This window comes from Pseudomonas sp. AN-B15 (assembly GCF_019056475.1).
Lineage (GTDB): Bacteria > Pseudomonadota > Gammaproteobacteria > Pseudomonadales > Pseudomonadaceae > Aquipseudomonas > Aquipseudomonas parakoreensis.
This window is the reverse complement of the sequence record NZ_CP049737.1, coordinates 5,216,429-5,235,915: the sequence shown is the minus strand read 5'-3', so window position 1 is coordinate 5,235,915 and position 19,487 is coordinate 5,216,429. Positions and strand designations below refer to the sequence as shown.

General features: G+C 57.9%; 12 protein-coding genes and 2 pseudogenes. 9 read left to right on the top strand and 5 right to left on the bottom strand.

The features are described from left to right. The 3 genes from GTQ41_RS23650 to GTQ41_RS23640 are packed head-to-tail and all read right to left on the bottom strand — an operon-like array spanning nt 1 to nt 3,805. Nucleotides 1-1,218 carry a TniQ family protein gene (locus tag GTQ41_RS23650; protein WP_003465063.1) on the bottom strand — a complete coding sequence of 406 codons (1,218 nt, stop codon included), beginning with the start codon at nt 1,216-1,218 and terminating at the stop codon, nt 1-3. After that, complete coding sequence (locus tag GTQ41_RS23645; protein ID WP_003465065.1) at nt 1,215-2,123, bottom strand: TniB family NTP-binding protein; 909 nt, start codon at nt 2,121-2,123, stop codon at nt 1,215-1,217. The genes GTQ41_RS23650 and GTQ41_RS23645 overlap by 4 nt, the downstream gene beginning before the upstream one ends. Before the next feature lie 2 nt (nt 2,124-2,125). Continuing rightward, the gene (locus GTQ41_RS23640) at nt 2,126-3,805 is read right to left on the bottom strand and encodes a DDE-type integrase/transposase/recombinase (RefSeq protein ID WP_003465068.1); all 1,680 of its coding nucleotides are present in this window, start codon (nt 3,803-3,805) and stop codon (nt 2,126-2,128) included. A gap of 312 nt (nt 3,806-4,117) precedes the next feature. Between GTQ41_RS23640 and GTQ41_RS23635 the strand changes: the two genes are divergently transcribed. Beyond that, entirely contained in the window at nt 4,118-5,695 is a 1,578-nt protein-coding gene (locus tag GTQ41_RS23635; RefSeq protein WP_217325367.1) for a PAS domain-containing methyl-accepting chemotaxis protein, read from the top strand. A 189-nt stretch (nt 5,696-5,884) separates the two neighbouring features. On the opposite strand, the pseudogene istB reads toward GTQ41_RS23635, so the two are convergent. Together istB and istA are read right to left on the bottom strand one after the other, a co-directional pair. Continuing rightward, nucleotides 5,885-6,304, bottom strand: a pseudogene (istB, locus tag GTQ41_RS23630) (IS21-like element ISPpu7 family helper ATPase IstB); the annotation flags it as partial. Nucleotides 6,305-6,321: 17 nt separating this feature from the next. Then, nucleotides 6,322-7,836 (bottom strand): IS21-like element ISPpu7 family transposase, encoded by a 1,515-nt coding sequence (gene istA, locus GTQ41_RS23625; RefSeq protein WP_019437638.1) that lies wholly within the window; start codon nt 7,834-7,836, stop codon nt 6,322-6,324. Nucleotides 7,837-8,040: 204 nt separating this feature from the next. On the opposite strand from istA, the pseudogene GTQ41_RS23620 reads away from it, so the two are divergent. From GTQ41_RS23620 to GTQ41_RS23585, 8 genes and pseudogenes are all read left to right on the top strand, one after another. Beyond that, nucleotides 8,041-8,118: pseudogene (locus GTQ41_RS23620) on the top strand (transposase); the annotation flags it as partial. 143 nt (nt 8,119-8,261) lie between these two features. Further along, the gene (locus GTQ41_RS23615) at nt 8,262-9,131 is read left to right on the top strand and encodes a YafY family protein (RefSeq protein ID WP_059392770.1); all 870 of its coding nucleotides are present in this window, start codon (nt 8,262-8,264) and stop codon (nt 9,129-9,131) included. Next, entirely contained in the window at nt 9,128-9,745 is a 618-nt protein-coding gene (locus tag GTQ41_RS23610; protein ID WP_059392771.1) for a DUF1819 family protein, read from the top strand. The genes GTQ41_RS23615 and GTQ41_RS23610 overlap by 4 nt, the downstream gene beginning before the upstream one ends. A gap of 22 nt (nt 9,746-9,767) precedes the next feature. Then, nucleotides 9,768-10,343 (top strand): DUF1788 domain-containing protein, encoded by a 576-nt coding sequence (locus tag GTQ41_RS23605; RefSeq protein WP_059392772.1) that lies wholly within the window; start codon nt 9,768-9,770, stop codon nt 10,341-10,343. A gap of 18 nt (nt 10,344-10,361) precedes the next feature. Then, on the top strand, nt 10,362-14,033 hold the full coding sequence (brxC, locus tag GTQ41_RS23600) for a BREX system P-loop protein BrxC (protein WP_059392773.1): 3,672 nt from the start codon (nt 10,362-10,364) through the stop codon (nt 14,031-14,033). Nucleotides 14,034-14,117: 84 nt separating this feature from the next. Continuing rightward, on the top strand, nt 14,118-17,714 hold the full coding sequence (gene pglX, locus GTQ41_RS23595; protein ID WP_059392774.1) for a BREX-1 system adenine-specific DNA-methyltransferase PglX: 3,597 nt from the start codon (nt 14,118-14,120) through the stop codon (nt 17,712-17,714). Nucleotides 17,715-17,757: 43 nt separating this feature from the next. Next, nucleotides 17,758-18,354 carry a hypothetical protein gene (locus GTQ41_RS23590; protein WP_059392775.1) on the top strand — a complete coding sequence of 199 codons (597 nt, stop codon included), beginning with the start codon at nt 17,758-17,760 and terminating at the stop codon, nt 18,352-18,354. After that, nucleotides 18,351-19,478, top strand: coding sequence for a hypothetical protein (locus GTQ41_RS23585; RefSeq protein ID WP_059392776.1), 1,128 nt, complete (start codon nt 18,351-18,353; stop codon nt 19,476-19,478). The genes GTQ41_RS23590 and GTQ41_RS23585 overlap by 4 nt, the downstream gene beginning before the upstream one ends. Nucleotides 19,479-19,487: the final 9 nt, after the last annotated feature.

Here is a 19,487-nt window from a genome sequence, read left to right as displayed (position 1 = left end):
TCAAAAACTGTCACTTAACCCGTCATTTAGTCTAAGACCTGCAAACGGCCATTCAGGCTCGTAATGTGACAAAAACTCCGGCGGGATGCCCTCCTTGGTGAACGTGGCGCGCAAACGTTCCAGGGATTCGGGGTCGCGTCGCCCGTAGGACGCCAGTGTGAACAGCAAGCGGGCCGTCTCCGGGTTGTGTCGCGCTTCAATGATGGCCTCATCGATGGCCTGGGCTGCTCGTTGCCAGTGGTTGATGGGTTCCGGCTTCGGCACCTTCGCCGGCAGGCCGTTGGTGAAACCAGTGTGCGGCTCCGTCTGAAACAGCGCGGCCTGTTCCCCGCGCGGGATCAGCGCCTTTGACTCGATCAGCGTGATGGCGGTGGCCGCCGCCTCCAGCATCTGCCACTGCACCGCCGGGGCCAGAATCTCGTAGGGACGCCACAGACTCTGCCCGGCGCGCAGCGGATGGCCGCAGCGCTCCCAGACATGGCGGATGCTCGCCGAGCAACTGCCGCAGTGCGAGAGCGGCGTGTTCAGCTCATCAAGCAGGGTGCGCAGCAGCCGGAACCACAAGCCGGCGTGGACACGCCGACGCGGCAGCTCCACAAAACCCGTCGTCAGCGCCTGCCAGGTGCGCCGGTCCATGCAGGCGATTGCGTCATCGGCAGGGCGCGGCGCAGCATCGGCGATTTCCCACTGAAGATACCGGCCGGGCATGCCCCAGTAGGACTCCAGCCAGCAGCCATGCTGCGGGCAGCTCAGCATCAAGGGGAGCTGCCAGACGAGTAGCACAGCTTGATTCGTTGGATCGTTCAGACACTGCGGACACGCCCGGCGAATCGTCTGGCTCGGTAGCCAGGCACGCCAGCGAGTGATGGACCGCACCTTGCGGGTGCGCTTGGGCAGGAGCACCGCGCATTGGAATGTATAGGTTTCCAAGGCTGCTGGTACCGAATCGTCGAGACTGTCGAGCAGCCACGGCACCCAGCCTGCAAGACTCATGCTGCGCAACCGCTCCAGCTCGACGCCACTGCGCTGGCAGAGCGCCGTCAGCAACGACAAGGATGGTGCGGTATCCAGGTCATCAAGTTGGCTGTGACCAAGATCGTGGGCCAGCAGCTCGTGCACGTCCATCTGGTAGCAGGCGGCGACCCGGTTGAGCCATGAGGACAGGGCTTCGCCTTCCTTGGGTGCCGGATGCAGCGGCCAGCGCGGCGCGGACTTCACATCAGTTCCCGCTCGAACTGTCGCCGCCGCTCACTGGGGCCGATGTAGTCGGCCATGCTGAGCGTGCGGTGGTTGATCGCTTCCTCGCCACTCTCCACGGCGGCGACGGCCGCCGCCACCAGCAGATGTGCAAGCTCGCCGATGGTGCCTTCGCTCCGGGTGAGCAGGTAGCGGGCCATGTCCAGCGTGGCAATCGGGGATGGCCGCCGTAGCGGGAGTGACGCCGCGAAGCTGGCCAGCAGCGAGCAGCAGTCCTCATTGGCCTCCCACGGCGGCAGCAGCATCGGCTCGAAGCGGTTTTCCAACTGATCGTCCGAACGGATGGCCAGGTACGCCTCGCGCGTGCCGACCCCGACCAGGGGGATACGCAGCTCGTTGCCGAGGAAGCGCAGCAGGTTGAGGAACTCGCGCCGGTTAACGCTGTTGCCAGCCAGTACATTGTGCAGTTCGTCGATCACCAGCATGCGCACGCCGACCTTGCGCAGCAGGGCCAGCGCCAGTTGCTCCATTTCCGGCAGCCGTGGGCGCGGGCGCAGCGGCGCGCCCATCGCAGCCAGCAGCGCGACATAGAAGCGGATCACCGATGGCTCTGACGGCATCTGCACGACCAGCACCGGGATATGTTCTTGGTCAGCGTCGGTGCCGACCGGGTGCGCCCGCCGGAATTTCTCGACGATCATCGACTTGCCGTTGTTGGTGGGGCCGACCAGCAGCAGGTTTGGCATGCGTTGCTTGTTCGGCCACGCATACAGAGTTTCCAGCCGGTTCAGCGCCTCGACCGCGCGCGGGTAGCCGATCCAGCGGTCGGCGCGAATGCGCTGGATGCGCTCGTCTGCCGGCAGCCTGGCCAAACCCTGTGCCGCTGGCAGCAGGTGGGACAGGTCAATGACGGGATATTCGTCCACGGCTACCACTCCTCGATCTGATCGAACGGTTTGGCCGGCGGCAGGTTGTCTGCCTGCGGGTCAGCCATGTCCACATCCGGCGGTATGGGCTTGGCCGGTGGCTCCGACGTCTTGAGGTGCTGGCGGCGATCAGCGTCGCGCCGCGCCTTGCGCGTGGCCTTCTGGGCGGTGGTCACGATCTCGCGCATCTGCCCGATCATGCGGAACAGCGCCGACTCGTCCACCTGCTCGCGCCCGAGCTGACGCAATTTGGCCAGCGCCTGGCGTTGTTCCCAGAGGGTGACGGCCGGATGGGACAAGGTGCGGTAGTGGATCTCCAGATAGTGCTGACCTTCCGGTTCCAGTACCCAGATGCGGCTGATGTCGCGCGGATCGCGCCGGATCAGGAAGGCGGGCAAGCGCTCGCGCCGGGCAATCCACGGCTTGAGGGCGTCGGCGTAGTAGTGGATGTGGTCGATGACAAAGCCGGTGCGGGTCAGGGTGCGGCGGATCACCGGCAGGAAATCGACCAAAAACGCGGTGGGGCGGGTAACGACGGCCGGGACGCCAACGCGCTCCACGGCCTCGGCCCAGCGCGCGGCCGGCGGCTGGAGCAGGCCGTTGTGCACGGAGCCGTGATAGGTGCCTACCGCCAACGCGAGCCAGCGCTCCAGCTCGCGCAGCGTCAGGGTGGCCATCTTCTCGGAATCGTACTCGCCGCGCTGGCCGGGATTGGAGAAGGTCGTCCCCGGTAATTCGTCGTGGATCATCTGCATCGCCGTGCCGATGATCCGTTCCACGATGCCGCCGTAGTGCGGCTGGCCTGGTGGGCGATAGTCCAGCCGGATGCCATGCTGTTCGCAGCCACGGCGCAGCGCTTCGCTTTTGAACTCGGCCGCGTTGTCCAGATAGAGCAGCCTGGGCTTGCCGCTCATCGGCCAGTCCATTTCCACATTCAGCCCTTCCAGCCAGGGCCGCTTGTCGCAGGCGGCATGCGCGAGGCATAGGCCGACCGAGACGGCGGACGGCGCTTCCAGCGTGACCACCATGCCGAGTACGCAGCGCGTGAACACGTCGATGGCGAGGGTCAAATATGGGCGGCCAATCGGTTGCCGGTCGCGCTCGTCGACCACGATCAGGTCGATGACGGTGTGGTCGATCTGCACCTGTTCCAGCGGCATGGTGACTTCGGGCGGAATGCCACCCGCGCCTTGCAAGGGACGGGCAGCGTCCTGCCCGCCCCGGCTGCGGGCTATTTTCGCCGGGTGTAGTCCGGCAATCCGCTGGGCCACGGTGTTGCGCGCCGGCACCGGCAGCTTCTGGGTTTTGCACGCCTGCGCGACTTCGCGGTGGAACGCCGCCAGGCTGCGTTTCTGCTTGGTCAGGAAGCGCTTTTGCAGCAGCTCGCGGATGATGCGCTCGACCGGTTCCGGCAAGCGCCCCTTGCCTTTGCCGCCGCCGGATCGGCCGGGCGTCAGGTCTGTTACCAGGCCAGTACCCTGCCGGGCGCGACGGATCAGGACATATACCTGTCGCCGGGACAGGCCCAGCGCTTGGGCTGCCTCATCGGCGGCTTCATGCCCGACCACCTCAAGCGCTGCCAGTGGCCCGATGATTTCCGTCCGGTGCCGGGCTTGCGCCCATGCCTCGTCGGGCAGGGTGGCCACGCCTTGCGCGGCAATCGGTGGAGTGTCTGATGTCATGCCCAAACCTCGCTTTGGTGCACACGAGTATTGAGCATAGTCGAGATTGGTGCAGACGACTCCTGATATTGGGCTGTCAGGAGCCGTATGCACACCAGGCGTTACATCCAGTCAGATGGTGCGGTCGTCTTCTGAAAACGACAGCGCGGCCCTGCCTGACATCCAGTTAGGGTATAGCCTAGATTGACATGCGCGATGCAACCCTTAACTTGCTTGCATCTATCGTTTCCATGCTAGTTTTATCGTAACGCTAAAGAAATTGGGCTTAATGCCGAACACAATAAAATAAAACAGCCAACCCTTGAGGCTCTTATGCGCCAGAATTTACCAGTGACGGGTCGAAACTTAGAACTCCCAAAAGATGCCAATATTCTTTCGACTACCTCCCCTCAAAGCCATATCACGTACGTTAATCCTGACTTCATTAAAATCAGTGGTTTCACTGAGGAAGAACTATTAGGCCAGCCTCACAACATCGTAAGACACCCAGATATGCCGCCTGCTGCATTTGAGCATATGTGGAGTACATTAAAATCTGGCCGCTCATGGATGGGGCTAGTAAAAAATCGCTGTAAAAATGGCGACCACTATTGGGTAAGTGCTTATGTAACGCCAATAGCTAAGAATGGTTCGATTGTTGAATACCAGTCTGTAAGGACCAAGCCTGAACCTGAGCAGGTTTTGGCTGCGGAAAAATTATATGCTCAATTGAGAAGCGGGAAGGCCGCGAGGCCGAAATTGGCTGCTAGCTTTTCCGTGAAAATACTCTTGCTCATATGGGGTAGTATTATATCAAGCGCAATGGCTGCCGGCATGCTTACTGATACATCAATAAGCAGCTTATTGTTAGCCACTTTAATGTCAGGAAGCTTAAGCTCTGTTAGTGTTTTGGCTATTCTCTCTCCTCTTGGAAGACTGGTTGAAAGAGCCAGGAATATTTCCAATAACCCATTAAGTCAATCCCTCTACACTGGGCGCACCGATGAGTTTGGCCAAATAGAGTTTGCTTTACGAATGATGCAAGCTGAAACAGGCGCCATAGTAGGTCGCTTAGGTGATGCATCAAATCGGCTTAGCGAACACACCCGAGGCCTACTAAAGGATATTGAGTCAAGCAATGTACTTACAGTTGAGCAGCAGGCAGAGACAGATCAAATAGCAACGGCAGTAAACCAAATGGCGGCAAGCATTCAAGAGGTTGCGAGCAATGCACAGCATGCTGCAGATGCGGCCGGAAGAGCAGACACTGAGACGGCATCTGGCCAGCGTCTGGTAGCCCACACAAGCCAGTCAATCACTGCCCTTGAAGGTGAAATTAGGCAAGCCGCTCAGGTTATTCATGAGCTTGAAGGTCAAAGTAACGAGATATCAAAAGTTCTTGACGTTATACGAGGGATCGCCGAGCAAACGAATTTGTTGGCACTCAACGCAGCAATTGAGGCCGCGCGTGCTGGTGAGCAGGGGCGTGGTTTTGCTGTTGTCGCCGATGAGGTTCGCAGTCTTGCTGCTCGCACACAGCAATCGACAACGGATATTCAAAGCATGATCAGCGCTCTACAAGAGCGAGCGCAATCCGCTGTTACAGTCATGGAGCAAAGTAGTCGGCAAGCGCACACGAGTGTAGCTCACGCAGAGGAAGCAGCTACAGCTCTTGATGGAATTGGCCAACGCGTTAACGAAATTACCGACATGAACGCGCAAATAGCGACTGCGGTCGAGCAGCAGGGAGCAGTAAGTGAAGACATAAACCGCAGTATTATCAATATACGCGATGCTGCTGATACCAATGTACAGACCGGGCAGAATAATTTGCAAAGTGCGAAATCTGTCGCTCAGTTAACTAGCGCTCTGAGCGAACTGGCAAAACAGTTTTGGGAAAAACGAGGATAACGCTTTTCAGTATCTCGACAGGGATAACTTACTTTACCATCGGTTATCCCTTTTAGCCGCACAAATTTTAGCCATGGCTTTTCAGGAAGTCAGGGCTATCAGAATGGCCTTAGAAAGCCTAGTCAAAGAGCTGTCACGAGAACACCGTTAGCTTAGCGTACGATTTTTTCCGAATTCTGCGGTTCCCCCTTCCAGCAAACGTGGCAGGCGCAGGTAGCGCACGCTGTAGCCCTCCCGGCAGGCCTGGTGGGCCAGGGCGCAGGCCAGCCAGGTTTTACCGACACCGGTGGGGCCGCCGATGATCAGGTTGAGGCCGTCGCGCAGCCACTGACCACTGCTCAGTTGCAAGATCAGCGCCTTATCCAGTCCGCGCGGGCTGCGGTAGTCGATGTCTTCGAGGCAGGCGTTGTGCTTGAGCCGGGCCTGGCGCAGGCGGCTGCTCAGGCGCTTGTCATCGCGTTCGGTCAGCTCGCGGTCGACCAGCAGGCCGAGGCGTTCTTCGAAGCTCAGGCTGTCGATGTCCGGGGTTTTCAGTTGTTCATTCAGCGCCTTGAGCATGCCGTGCAGGCGCAGGGTTTGCAGCTTGTCCAGGGTCGGATGGGGCAGCATGGTGGGATTCCTTGGGGTCAGTGGTAGTAGGCGGATCCGCGCAGGTTGGCGTGGTCGTCCGGCAGCAGCGGCAGGTTGGTTTGAGCTAGCGGCAGGTTTTCCAGCCCCTGGCGCAGGATCGATTCGAGGCTCTTGTAGCTGCACGTGCCGAGGCTGATGGCGCGACGGCAGGCCAACTCCAGACGCGCCTCACCGTGGGTTTTACCCAGGCGCAGGATGCCCAGGCAGGCCCGGTAGCCCTGCTGCGGATGGATGCGCCGTTCGAGGATGTGCCGGATCACGCCGGCGGTGTTCGGCCCGGTCTGCTCGGCCCAGCGGATCAGCCGTTGCGGCGTCCACTCGGCATGCTCGCGATGGCTCTTGGGCATGTGCTCGGCCTGCGTGCTGTGCCTGCCCTTGTGCATTGAGCGCAGGTGGCTGGCCACTCGCTGGTTGGCGTGGAAAAACTCGACGGTGCGCGCCGTCAGGCGCACCTCCAGCTGCTTCTTCACCAGTTGATACGGCACCGAGTAGTAATGCCCATCGACCTCGACGTGGTAGTCGATGTGCACCCGCGCCTTCTTCCACTCGGCGTAGACGTAGGGTTGCTCCGGCAGGGGGCGCAGCGCCGGACGATCCAGGCTGTCGAAGGCCGACTGCCGGGAGCCCGGCAGCTTCTTGAACGGGCGTTGGTTGAGCCGCTCCAGCAGCCCGGCGATGGCCGTGTTGAGTTCATCCAGGGAGAAGAACTGCCGATTCCTCAGTGCGGCGAGGATCCAACGCTCGACCACCTGCACGCCGACTTCGGCCTTGGCCTTGTCGCGCGGTTTGCGTGCCCGCGCCGGCACCACCGCCACGCCATAGTGCTCGGCCAGATCGCGGTAGCTGGGGTTGATGTCCGGCTCGTAGCGGTGACTCTTGCTCACCGCGCTGCGCAGGTTGTCCGGCACCACGATCTCCGGCACGCCGCCGAGGAAGGCGAAGCAGCGGGCATGGGAGCCTAGCCAGTCCGGCAGCTGCTGCGACCAGGTGGCTTCGGCGAAGGTGTAGCTGGACGCGCCGAGCACCGCGACGAACACCTGCGCCTGGCGGATCTCGCCGCTGTGGCGATCGATAACCGGCACCGTCTGGCCGGCATAGTCGACGAACAGCTTCTCGCCGACGCGGTGCTCCTGACGCATCACCACGTCCAACTTGCCCTGCCAGGCTCGGTAGTGCTCACAGAACCAGCTGTACTGAAAGCCCTGAGGCTGGCTCAGGCGGTACTCCTGCCAGAGCAGCGCCAGGGTCACCCCGGGGCGGCGCAGTTCGGCATGCACCCATGCCCAATCGGGTAAAGGCCGCTTCTCACTGGCAACCGCCGGGGCCGGCGGGAACAGTTGCTGCTCCAACTCGGCATCGGACAACGAACAGGGCCAGGTGAGGCCGCTGGCGGCAAAACGGCAGAGGTAATCACCGGCACTGCTGTGGCCAATGCCCAGGCTGCGGGCGATCTTGCGCACGGACAGGCCGCAGTCGAACTTGAGGCGTAACACCTCTCGGATTTTACGCATGGATAAACGCTCCACAACGACCTCTCTGCTTCGAAAAAGAGATCGATGGTAGTGAATAAATCCTGCGTGGCTGCCTGCCAGAAAAGTGTCCGGATGACCGTGGAGTCGGTGTCCGGATGCTCGTGGAATGAGTGTCCGGATCAGCGTGGAATCACTGTCCGGATGCGCGTGGAGTGGGTGTCCGAGTCAGCGTGGAATCCGCACTATCGCTGGTTCTGCCGACTGGGCCTGGAAGATGAAGTGCCCAATCACTCGACCTTCTCGAAGAATCTCCACGGCCGTGTTGCCTGCAGAGCAACATTCAATTCGGGGTCGTGCGATGAGAATCTTTCTCTTCATTGCGGTAAAAAATCTTACAGTAAGTCTATTTACACTCTTCTTTCGCTCGGGCAGTATCGGAATCGAATCCTGGTCAGGCCTTGCGGATGCTCAATCTCAAACACGAAGTCCTTCTCCGCCTGCGCGCCATTGAGCTGATTGCTTTCTGGGAGGGGCGTCTGATCACTACTCAGCTAGTCGAGTGGTTTGGCATTACTCGGCAGCAGGCTTCCTCGGACATCAACCGGTACAACACGGAGTTCAACGAAGGGGCGCTCATCCATAACCCCGCAGTCAAAGGCTATGTTCCAGCTGCAGGCTTCCAGCCGGTGCTCACGGCTGGGCACGTCAATGAGTATCTCGAAATGCTCGTGAGTCAGGGCGGGCAGCCGATGGCTCAAGTGCTGGAGTCTCATCCGGGGGTTGCCACTGTCCAGTTGCCCGACCGTGCAATTCGACCGGAGGTTGTGCGCGAGGTAGTCAGGGCTTGCCGTGCGGGAACTAGTCTCAGAGTCCTCTATGCCTCAATGAGCAACCCGGCACCACACGAGCGAGTCATCTCTCCCCACACCTTGGTTTACACGGGCTTCCGCTGGCATGTACGGGCCTGGTGTCACAAGCGGGAGGACTTCCGTGATTTTCTTCTGTCGCGCATTGATCGTACGCCCAAGCCTTGTGATGAAGAGGCACCTAAGGCGGAAAGCGACTGTCTATGGCAAGAGAAGATTTCTCTGACGCTCATCCCCAATCTGCTGCTCAGCGACTCTCAGAAAGCCTTGGTCGAGCGCGACTTCGCCATGCCGGAAGGGCGCTTACAGTTGACCGTACGTAAGGCTTTAGCTCACTACACCCTGCAGCGCTTTCAGGCAGCAATTACCGAGGACGACGCTTCCCGTGTGCGGGAGCATCCGCTGCAACTGTTGCCCACGGATCGCAGAAGGCTTGAACCTCTTCTCTTTGGTGGGGGGCAGGGGTGAGCGTACAGGCTTTCAGTTATGACTCCGACCTGATCGGCGGCTCGCTGCAGGTTCGAGAATCTCGCATTGTGGCCGACCTGCTGCTGCAGAACGCCAACGCCGAGCAGTGGTACGAGGTCATCCAGCAAGAGAACCGACTGCAGAAACGTACCCCTGCTTCGGCCAAGCGCGTTGCCCAGGCCTTACGCAAGCGCTTGGAACGGCTGGACGCGGCCTTTTGGCAGGCCATTCGCGATGGTGACGATGAGCTCGCCACTCAAGTGGTGTTCTGCTCGGCTCTGGAGCGCAATCTTCTTCTCGTCGAATTCATAGAAACTGTCGTCCGGGATGCCTTTGTTACCCGCGCTGGGGTGCTTGAACCCTACCACTGGAGCGAATTCCTGGATGAGCGCAGTCATCGAGATCCAGCCATCACGACCTGGACTGAGTCCAGTCGCAAGAAGATGGCTCAAGTCGTCTACCGCATGCTGGCTGAAGTCGGCCTGCTGGAAAGTACGCGCAGCATGAGATTGCAAAACCTAAGGATCCGGCCAGAGGCCCGCGCATTGCTGGACGACAGCTACCGGCAACGAATCAAGGCCTGCCTGGAAGTATCCAGCGCCGCTGCGCAGTAAGCGCGGAATCAAGGAGTCAGTGATGAATCAGCAGCTACAGGATCGGCTGAATCAGATCCCGGAAAAAATCCTCACAGAGGAGTTCCTCAAGAGCCAAGGCCTCGGCAACGAGATCGGCTTCTGGATCTTCGACTATGACCCCGAGGATGAGCTTCAGGTCCGCGAGTACCTGTGCTTCCTAGAGGGGCTCCTGGCCAAGAAGCACAGTCATCTCAAGGTTGCCCACATCAACCTGCTGCAGGCAATGCGCCAATACTTGGATCAGCGCAGCTTCACCGATAAGGCCATCCTAATGCAGCAGGCCAAGGGCGACCAGGCATTACTCAAGGCGCTTTCCGGGCCTCTGCACATGGATAAGTTTGCTCCCTTCCTGATGGAGCACAGCGGCGCTGCCGAGCGCGATGTCGTCTTGATTTCGGGCGTGGGTTCTGTTTGGCCCGTCCTACGAGCCCACAATCTGCTCAACAAATTGCACGCGCTGCTGGGGCACAAGCCTTTGGTGCTGTTCTACCCCGGCCATTACTCAGGGCAGTCGCTGTCCCTGTTCAACCGTATCCCCAGCAACAACTACTACCGTGCGTTCAAGCTGGTGCCCTGATCAATAAGGACGATTGCCGTGAGCATTAAAGACATCTTCTCCAAGGAGCTCGACCGCCCCATCAATGGGGTGGTCAAAGCGGACCAGTCTGACGACGCCACCGTGTACCAGGAGCTCGACGAGTATGTGGTTACCAACGAGCTGGAGAAGCATTTTCGCAGCTTCTTCGAGTCCTATGGCACCGACCTGACGGATCCCTCCATTGCCAACCGCGTAGGCGTCTGGATCAGCGGCTTCTTCGGCTCGGGTAAGTCGCACTTCCTGAAAACCCTGTCCTACCTGCTGGCCAACATTCGGGCTCGGGATGCCCAGGGCAACACCCGCAACGCTGTTTCCTTCTTCGATGCCAACAAGCTGCGCGATGCGATGATTCGCGCAGATATCGACAAGGCCGTCGCCAATAGCGCCGATGTCATCTTGTTCAACATCGACAGCAAGGCGAGTTCCAACGACGCTGGCAATCCGATCCTCAATGTCTTCCTGCGCGTTTTCAACGAGCATCAGGGATTCAGCGGCGACCACCCACACATCGCCCACATGGAGCGCCACCTGACCCAGCGCGGGGTATACGAGCGCTTTGTTGAGGCCTTCAACGAATCTACCGGTCTGGTCTGGGCCGAAGAGCGCGATGGCTACCAGTTCTATCAGGACGATATCGAGAAAGCCCTGGCGCAGGTATTGGCTCTGTCCGCCGAAGCAGCGCACAAGTGGTTCGAGGAGTCCGAGCAGACGTTCAGTGTCTCGGTCGAGAACTTCTGCCACTGGGTGCGCGAGTACCTCGATGCCAAGCCGGCCAAGCATCGTGTCCTATTCCTGGTGGACGAGGTTGGCCAGTTCATCGGCAGTGATACCCGCCTGATGCTGACCCTGCAGACCATCACCGAAAACCTCGGCACTATCTGCAAGGGGCGCGCCTGGATCATCGTCACCTCCCAGGCCGACATGGATGCGGTGCTCGGTGAGCTCTCGGCCTCCAAGGCCAACGATTTCTCCAAGATTGCCGGGCGCTTCAAAACACGCCTGTCGCTGTCCAGCTCCAACACCGACGAAGTGATCCAGAAGCGCCTGCTGCGCAAAAAAGCGGAGGCCGAAACCAAGCTGCGCGCTCTGTGGGGGCAGAAGGGCGACATTCTGCGCAACCAGATAACTTTCGACCGCTCCGGTCCGACGCTGCGTAATTACGACGGCCCGGAGAGCTTCATCGCCAACTACCCCTTTGCGCCGTACCACTTCCAGCTGGTGCAGAAGGTCTTCGAAGAAATTCGTAAGGTCGGCGCCACTGGCGCGCATCTGGCCTACGGCGAGCGCTCTATGCTCGATGCCTTCCAGATGGCGGCCCTGTCGATTGCCAACAAAGACATTGGCGCATTGGTTCCCCTGCACAGCTTCTACCGTGCGGTGGAAGGCTTCCTCGACACAGCCGTCAAGCGCACTATCGACCAGGCCGGCGAAAGCGCTGTGCTCGATGTCTTCGACGTACAGATCCTGCGCACCTTGTTCATGATTCGTTATGTTGATCTGATCAAGGGCACGTTGGATAACCTTGTCACTCTGTCCATAGAGCAGGTCGACGAAGACAAGCTCGCCCTGCGCCGCCGTATCGAAGAAACCCTTCAGCGCCTGGAGAAAGAGAGCCTGATCACCCGTAATGGTGAAGAGTTCGTCTTCCTCACTAACGAGGAGCGCGATATCACCCGCAAGATCAAGGCCACCGAGATCGCCTCGTCCGATGAGAACAAGGCTCTCGCCGATCTGATCTACAAGGACCTGCTCAAGGACAAGAACAAGTTCCGCTATAGCATCAACAAGACCGACTACAGCATTGGCCGCTATCTCGATGGCCACAGCTTGGAAGGCCGCTATGAACATGACCTGCGCGTCGAGGTGATCTCGCCGCTGGATCTGGATTACGCCCTTCACGGTGAAGCTGGTTGCATCAACAAGAGCAACGAAGCGCCCGCCGGCATGGCACTGTTCAAGCTGCCGGACAACAAGGAGTTCTTCACCGAGCTACGCACCTGGCTGAAGACCAACAAGTTCATCCGCCTCAATGACGATGGCAGCCAGCCCGAGCTGAGCAAAATCCTCGCCGACCGTGGCCGGGAGAACCAGGAGCGCAAGAAGCGCCTGCGCCTGATGCTCGAAGAGCTGATTGAGCGCACCGAAGTCTACGCGCTGGGCCAGCACCTCAAACTGTCCAGCAGCAACATCCAGAGCAAGTTCGACGAAGCCTGCCAATACCTGCTGGAGAACACCTACACCAAGCTGGGTTACCTGAAGGTGCTGCAGCAGGAGCCTGAGCGCGAGCTCCATGCCATCCTGCACACCAATGACATTGGCCAGCTTGGCCTGACCCTCGACGGCGAGGAAGGCAATCCGCAGGCGATCAAGGAAGTCGAGCAGTTCATCACCCTGCGCGCCTCCGGCAATGACCGCTTGCTGGTGGCCGACATCATCGAGCGTTTCAGCAAGCGGCCCTATGGCTGGCCGGATGGCGAGATCCTGCTGATCCTTGGCCGCCTGGCCGCGACCAGTCGCATCTCCTTTCATGCTGCAGGTCCCAGCCTGCCGCTGCCGGATGCCTTCGACTACCTGAGCAACAGCCGCAAGCGTCGTGAAATCTCGGTGCAGAAAAAGCGCCAGACCGATGCAGTGCTGCTCAAACAGGTGCGCAACCTCAGTCAGGACTTGTTCAACGCACTCGGCCCTGCCGGCGAGAAGGAGCTGTTCGAGTATTACCGTGGCCATTTTGAGACCTGGCTGGGCAACCTCAAGAGCTACAAGAGCAAGACCGATGTTGGTCGTTTCCCCGGCAGAGAGGTGATCGAGAAGGCCCTACTCAGTTTGCAGCGCTTGTTGAGTAACACCGACAGCGTCGACTTCTTCAAGTCCGTTGTTGACAACAGGGACGACTACCTGGATCTGGAGGAGGACTACCGCGACCTCCATGAGTTCTTCACCAATCAGCTGCATACCTGGCAGCAGCTGCAGCAGGCCCTGCGTCGCTTCGACAAGAACAAACCTGCCCTGGAAAAGAACGATAAGGCCCGCACGGCCCTCCTTGAGCTGCAAGCCATCGAGCTGAACGCCGCCCCCTACAACCAGCTGCACAAGGTGGCTGGCTTGGTAGAAGCGGTGGAAGCGATCAATGCCTCCATCCTCACCGAGAAGCGCGAACATGCTCTGGCCCGTGTCGACGAGAAGATTGCTCAGCTGCAGGCTGAAATCGCCAAGAGCGGTATCGAAACTGCGGAGTTGAGCAATCGCCTGCTGCGCCCGCTGCAGTTGGTCAAGGCGGATCTGGAGACCGAAACCAGCATCGCCAATATCTACCTGCTGCAAACCCAGACCGCCGACGAGCGTCTGCACGACGGTGTATTCGAGCTGGAGCGCGCCATCCAGGCCGAAGCCGAACGCCAGCGAAAACTCCAGCAGGAGCAGGTCAAGGCTGCACAGGCCGCCAATTCGGCCAGCGGCGTCAAGGAAGAGAGGGCGCCTTCCCTGACGCCCGCACCTAAACCGCTAGCACCGCCTAAACCGGTGGTTGAGGTGGCCGCCACCAGCGTATTCAACAAGCTCGGCAATGGCCTGTATCTGGAAAGCCAGGGCGATATCGACCGCTTTATCGACGCCCTCAAGGCGGAGCTGGACAGCGTCATCAAGCAAGACAAGCGAATTCGTATCCGCTGACTCGGTGCAGTCAGGAGGGGGAAGCCTCCTCCAGGCTGCAACCCAGCGTCAATGCCGGCTCAAAAAGAATTAGGGAAAGCCCATATGAACACCAATAACATCAAAAGCTACGCCCCTAAGGCGCGCGCAGCTTTTATCTCCGCCATGACCAAGCGCGCGGCGTTGTTTGGCATTCGCGAGTCCAATATCCCCAGTATGGGCATCGCGCCAGTGGAGCAAAAGGGTGATCTGGCCCTGATCGGTGAGCGGGCCTTTCCGGCCAGCATCATCCGCCCCCGCGCCGCGCTGGTGAAAATGGTCGAGCAACTGGGCTTTGCCCAGGCCATGGAACAGGCAGCCTACAGCTGGTTCAACCGCTTATGCGCCATCCGCTATATGGAACTCAAGGACTACCTCGACCACGGTCGTCGCGTGCTTAGCGCCGCCGACGGGAGCGCTACCACGCCGCAGATTCTCGACGACTGCCTGGACATCGACCTGCCGGGTCTCGACAAGCAGCGCATTGCCGAGTTGAAGCTCGACGGCACTAAAGACGAAGAGCTCTACCGCGAACTGCTGCTGGCTCAGTGTCACGCCCTGCATCAGGCAATGCCGTTCCTCTTTGAGGCGGTGGATGACGCCACCGAACTGCTCCTCCCGGACAACCTAACCAAAACCGACTCATTGATCCGCGAGCTGGTCAGCGCCATTCCTGAACAGGACTGGACCAGTATCGAGATCATCGGCTGGCTCTACCAGTTCTACATCTCCGAGAAGAAGGAAAAGGTCATTGGCAAGGTGGTCAAGTCGGAGGATATACCGGCGGCGACCCAGTTGTTCACGCCAAACTGGATCGTCAAGTACATGGTCCAGAACTCATTGGGTGCGCAGTGGTTGGCAACCTATCCCGACTCGCCGCTCAAGGCGCAGATGGAGTACTACATCGAGCCTGCTGAGCAGACCGATGAGGTCAAGGCGCAGCTCGCGGCCATCTCGCCCGAAAGCCTCAACCCTGAAGAGCTGACCTTAATCGACCCGGCCAGTGGCTCCGGGCACATCCTGGTGGAGGCCTATGACCTGTTCAAGGCTATCTACCTTGAGCGTGGCTACCGTCAGCGCGATGTGGCACAACTGATCCTGCACAAGAATCTTTTCGGCCTCGACATCGACGGGCGTGCCGCCCAACTGACCGGCTTTGCCCTGATGATGAAAGGCCGTGCCGATGACCGACGACTGTTCGAGCGCGGGGTAAAGCTAAACGTCATGGCTCTGGTGGATAGCACGGGCTTCGATGTTGAGGTGTTGGCTAGCGGCGTAAAGCTGTCGGACTACGGGCTGCAGCTAGGTGATCTCACTGAGCTGAAGAGGCTGTTTGAGCATGCCACTACCTTTGGCTCGCTAATTCAGGTGTCAGAGGGGCTGGTGGAAAAGCTACCGGCGCTGAAACAGCTCAGCCAGGCAACCAGCCAGGATCTTTTTGTGTCGGATGAGCTAAGGCGCTTGGGGCTGCTGGTGCAGCAGGCCGAGTTGCTGGCGGGGCAGTATGACGCTGTGGTCGCGAATCCGCCCTATATGGGCATGAAGGCCATGAATGCCCAGCTGAAGAGGCTCGCCTCGGCTGAGTATTCGGATTTCAAGATTGACACATACTCGATGTTTGTTGGGCGCGCTCTAACTCTAGTGAACGCAACGGGGATAGCTTCGTTGGTCACCATGCACAGTTGGATGTTTCTCCACCGCTTCGAAAGCATGCGAGGGCGTCTGCTTGCTGAGGCGACCATTCAGAGCCTTGGCCACCTCGGAGCTAGGGCGTTCCCCGCCATTTCGGGAGAGGTGGTTCAAACGTGCTGTTTCGCTCTTGGTCGCCAACATGTTGCTGGCTACAGACCGGTCTTCTCAAGGTGCGTAGACGGCGATGAAGCCCACAAAAAGGAAGCGTTAAAGTCGCAGGTATCTAGGTATGCGCGATTCACCGCTGAGGATTTTGAATCAATCAGTGGGCGAATCTTGGCCTACTGGATAAGTCGCGATGTCATGCGCCATTTTCACGGCGACAGCAAGGTGGCTGATCACGCCAGCCCTCGTCACGGCATGGTTACAAGCGACAATGATCGATTTCTCCGCTTCCACTGGGAAGTGTCGTTGGCTAAACAGGCTCATGGCTGCGTCTCAAGAGAGGCAGCCAGAGAAACGCTCAAGAAATGGTTCCCTTACAACAAAGGGGGGCCTGCTAGGCGGTGGTACGGAAACGCGGAGTATTTACTCAACTGGGAGGACGATGGACGCGAGGTCATTGGTTATGCGCGAGAACTCTACGGCTCGCCCAGTCGGAAAATTCAGAGTCAAGAATTCTACTTCCAAGACGGTTTAACTTGGTCTGCGCTGGGTAGCGGAGACATTAGCCTTCGAGCTAACGGCCCCGGATATCTTTTTGACTCTAAGGGCAGTTCGATGTTCTTTGCGTCAGACGAAGTGAAGTACTTCATGTGTGGCTTGTTCAACTCAAACGTCGCAGCCCTTTTCATCTCGGTCATGTCACCTACGCTCGACTTCAGCGCAGGCTCGATGGCGAACATGCCTCTTGCCGACCAGCTTGAGGCCAAGCTTAAAGAACATGCAAGTGATTGCAGCAAGAGAGCAATCGGAATCGCGAAGGCAGACTGGGACGCATTTGAATGCTCCTGGGACTTCAAGTTCCACCCTATTCTGAGCGCTTCCAAGCATACTCTTGAGTCCAGTTACGTTGCCTGGGCCACCCAGAATCGCGCCACCATCACAGAGATGCAACGCCTCGAAGAGGAGAATAACCGTCTCTTTATCGATGCCTATGGCCTCGCAAACGAGCTCAGCCCCGACGTCCCCGTTGAGCAGATTACCCTCATGATAAACCCTGCCTACCGCTACGGAGGCAAGTTGACTGAAGATGAGTTGTGGACGCGCTTCCGTGAAGACAGCATGCGGGAGGTGGTGTCCTACGCCGTCGGTTGTATTCTCGGTCGCTACAGTCTCGATGAGCCCGGTCTGATCTACGCTCACAGCGGTAACCATGGCTTCGACCCCAGCCGCTACGCCAGCTTCCCGGCCGATGCCGACGGCATCCTGCCGCTCAACGATAAAGAGTGGTTTGCCGACGATGCGGCCAACCGCCTGATCGAGTTTGTCTCGGTGGCTTGGGACAAGACTCACCTCGAAGCCAATCTGTGCTTTCTCGCCGATAACCTCGCGCCGAAAAAGACCGAGTCCAGCCGCGAGACCTTGCGTCGTTATCTCTGCGACAACTTCTTCAAGGATCACCTTCAGACCTACAAGAAACGCCCAATCTACTGGCTGTTCAGTAGTGGCAAGCATAAAGCCTTCCAGTGCCTGGTCTACCTGCATCGCTATAACGAAGGGACCTTGGCGCGTATGCGTACCGAGTACGTCATTCCGCTGACCGCCAAGCTCAACACTTATGCCAACAAGCTTGAGCAGGACATCGAAGCCAGTACCAGTACCGCCGAGAAAAAACGTCTGGAAAAAGAGCTCGCAGCCCTGCACAACCAACAAGCCGAACTCGCTACCTTCGACGAAAAACTACGTCACTACGCCGACCAGCGCATCAGTCTGGATCTGGACGACGGAGTCAAGATGAACTACGGAAAGTTTGGCGATTTGTTGGCCGAGGTGAAGGCTGTAACAGGTGATAAATCTTCAGACGCTTAAGGCGCCGACAGACTCTGCAACACCGTCATGGAGGGGAAGTGCAATGCATGATTACGCTGTTTTTGGTCACGATCGAGCGATGGTTGGCAGATGGCTTGGTGTTGCATCAATTGCGGTTGCCGGTGGCATCTCGCAGCTATTGGCTTGGACAACCAATCTCACTGGAATTGATGCATTCACTCGGGCCACGATTACAACTGGCGCTATCTATTTTGCGCTGCACTGGGCCTTCAACAAGTGGGCATGGAAAATCCCTTACTTTGAGATCCCTGACCTAAACGGAACTTGGACTCTCAAAGGTCAGACGTTGAATGAGGATGGCAGCACAAGGTTTGATTGGGAGGGGGAGATTGGAATTGAGCAAAACTGGAAGGCAATATCCGTCCACCTTAAAACCAAGAACAGCCAAAGCTTGAGTTACACCGCAACACTTTCTAAGCGCCACGGCCCCACTGGCGGATGGCTGTTAAGTTACAGCTACAGGAATGAGCCAGAGCTTGAGCAGAGCCATGAGCTTAACTCTCACAAGGGTTATTGTGAAGTGGAAATAGATAAGGATCTGTCTACAGCTCGTGCCTCCTACTTTAATAGCGGCGGCAGAAGAACCTTTGGCACGATGTCATTAAGGAGAGCAGCATGATTGACTTTGAAAATCGGCTGAAGTCGCTCAAGGAGCGTCGGCAAGGCTCCCGCGAGAGAGCGATATTTGAATCCATGGATTCTTTTGCTGCGAATCAAGCGATTCTGACAGGGCGGGATGTTCGGAAAAGGGAATTTTTTGAGACGCTGAACGAATCTGCAGGAGTCAAATACGCCATAGGTGCTATGGCGGCGGTTGATGAGGCGGCTACTAAGGTCTCTATCAGAGAGGGTGAGCGGGTTGCGGATAGTTTGATCAAAAGCCTTAGTAGTGAAGGGGAAAGTGTCACTAAAAGGCTTCAAGGATCGGTTGCTTTAGACATCCATATTAAAGGTCACTCCGACGTTGATATGCTTATCCTTGTGACTAATCCGGTGAATGTGGAACTTCCGAAGGTTGTGCCAAACGGATATTTGCCTTCTAGTGACCCTAGAAGTCTTTTGCAGATAATTCGTGATGTTCGTGCAAAGTCAGAGAGGATACTTCCGGTAAACTTCCCCAAGGCAAATGTCGACTGCTCAAGCAGTAAATGCATTTGCGTGAGCGGCGGCAGTCTGGCTAGGGAAGTGGATGTGGTTCCAGCGATCTGGTTTGATACTATCAAGTATCAGAGCTCTTCCCAAGATCATGATCGTGGCGTGAAGATATATAACAAGAGTGATGATGAGTTCTTGCTGAATTTTCCGTTCACTCATATAAAATTGGTTAATGATCGTGATGCTTTGTATGGTGGGAACTTAAAGTCCGTTATCCGGTTAATGAAGAACATGATTGCAGATATGCCGGACTACAAAAAGCGCGTGGTTAAACAGCTTAGCAGCTATGACCTGGCTGCAATCGGGTACCACATGAACGAAAACCTTTATGCGCCCTACTATATGAAACTTTCTCTTGTTGAGAAAACAAGGGCTCACTTGGCTTTCTTGCTCGCAGCTAAAGATTACCGCTCATCGCTTTCTGTCCCAGATCAGAGCCGTAAAATCTTTGACAATGATGGCAAGGTGGAAGCTTTGTCGATTTTAAGCAAGGAGATGGATGATTTGGCGGTTTCTATATTTAAAGAGTTGCAACCTCTCCGTAGCGCATATGATTCGTCTGCAATATTGACTAAGTCGATTTTTTAGGTCACTTGA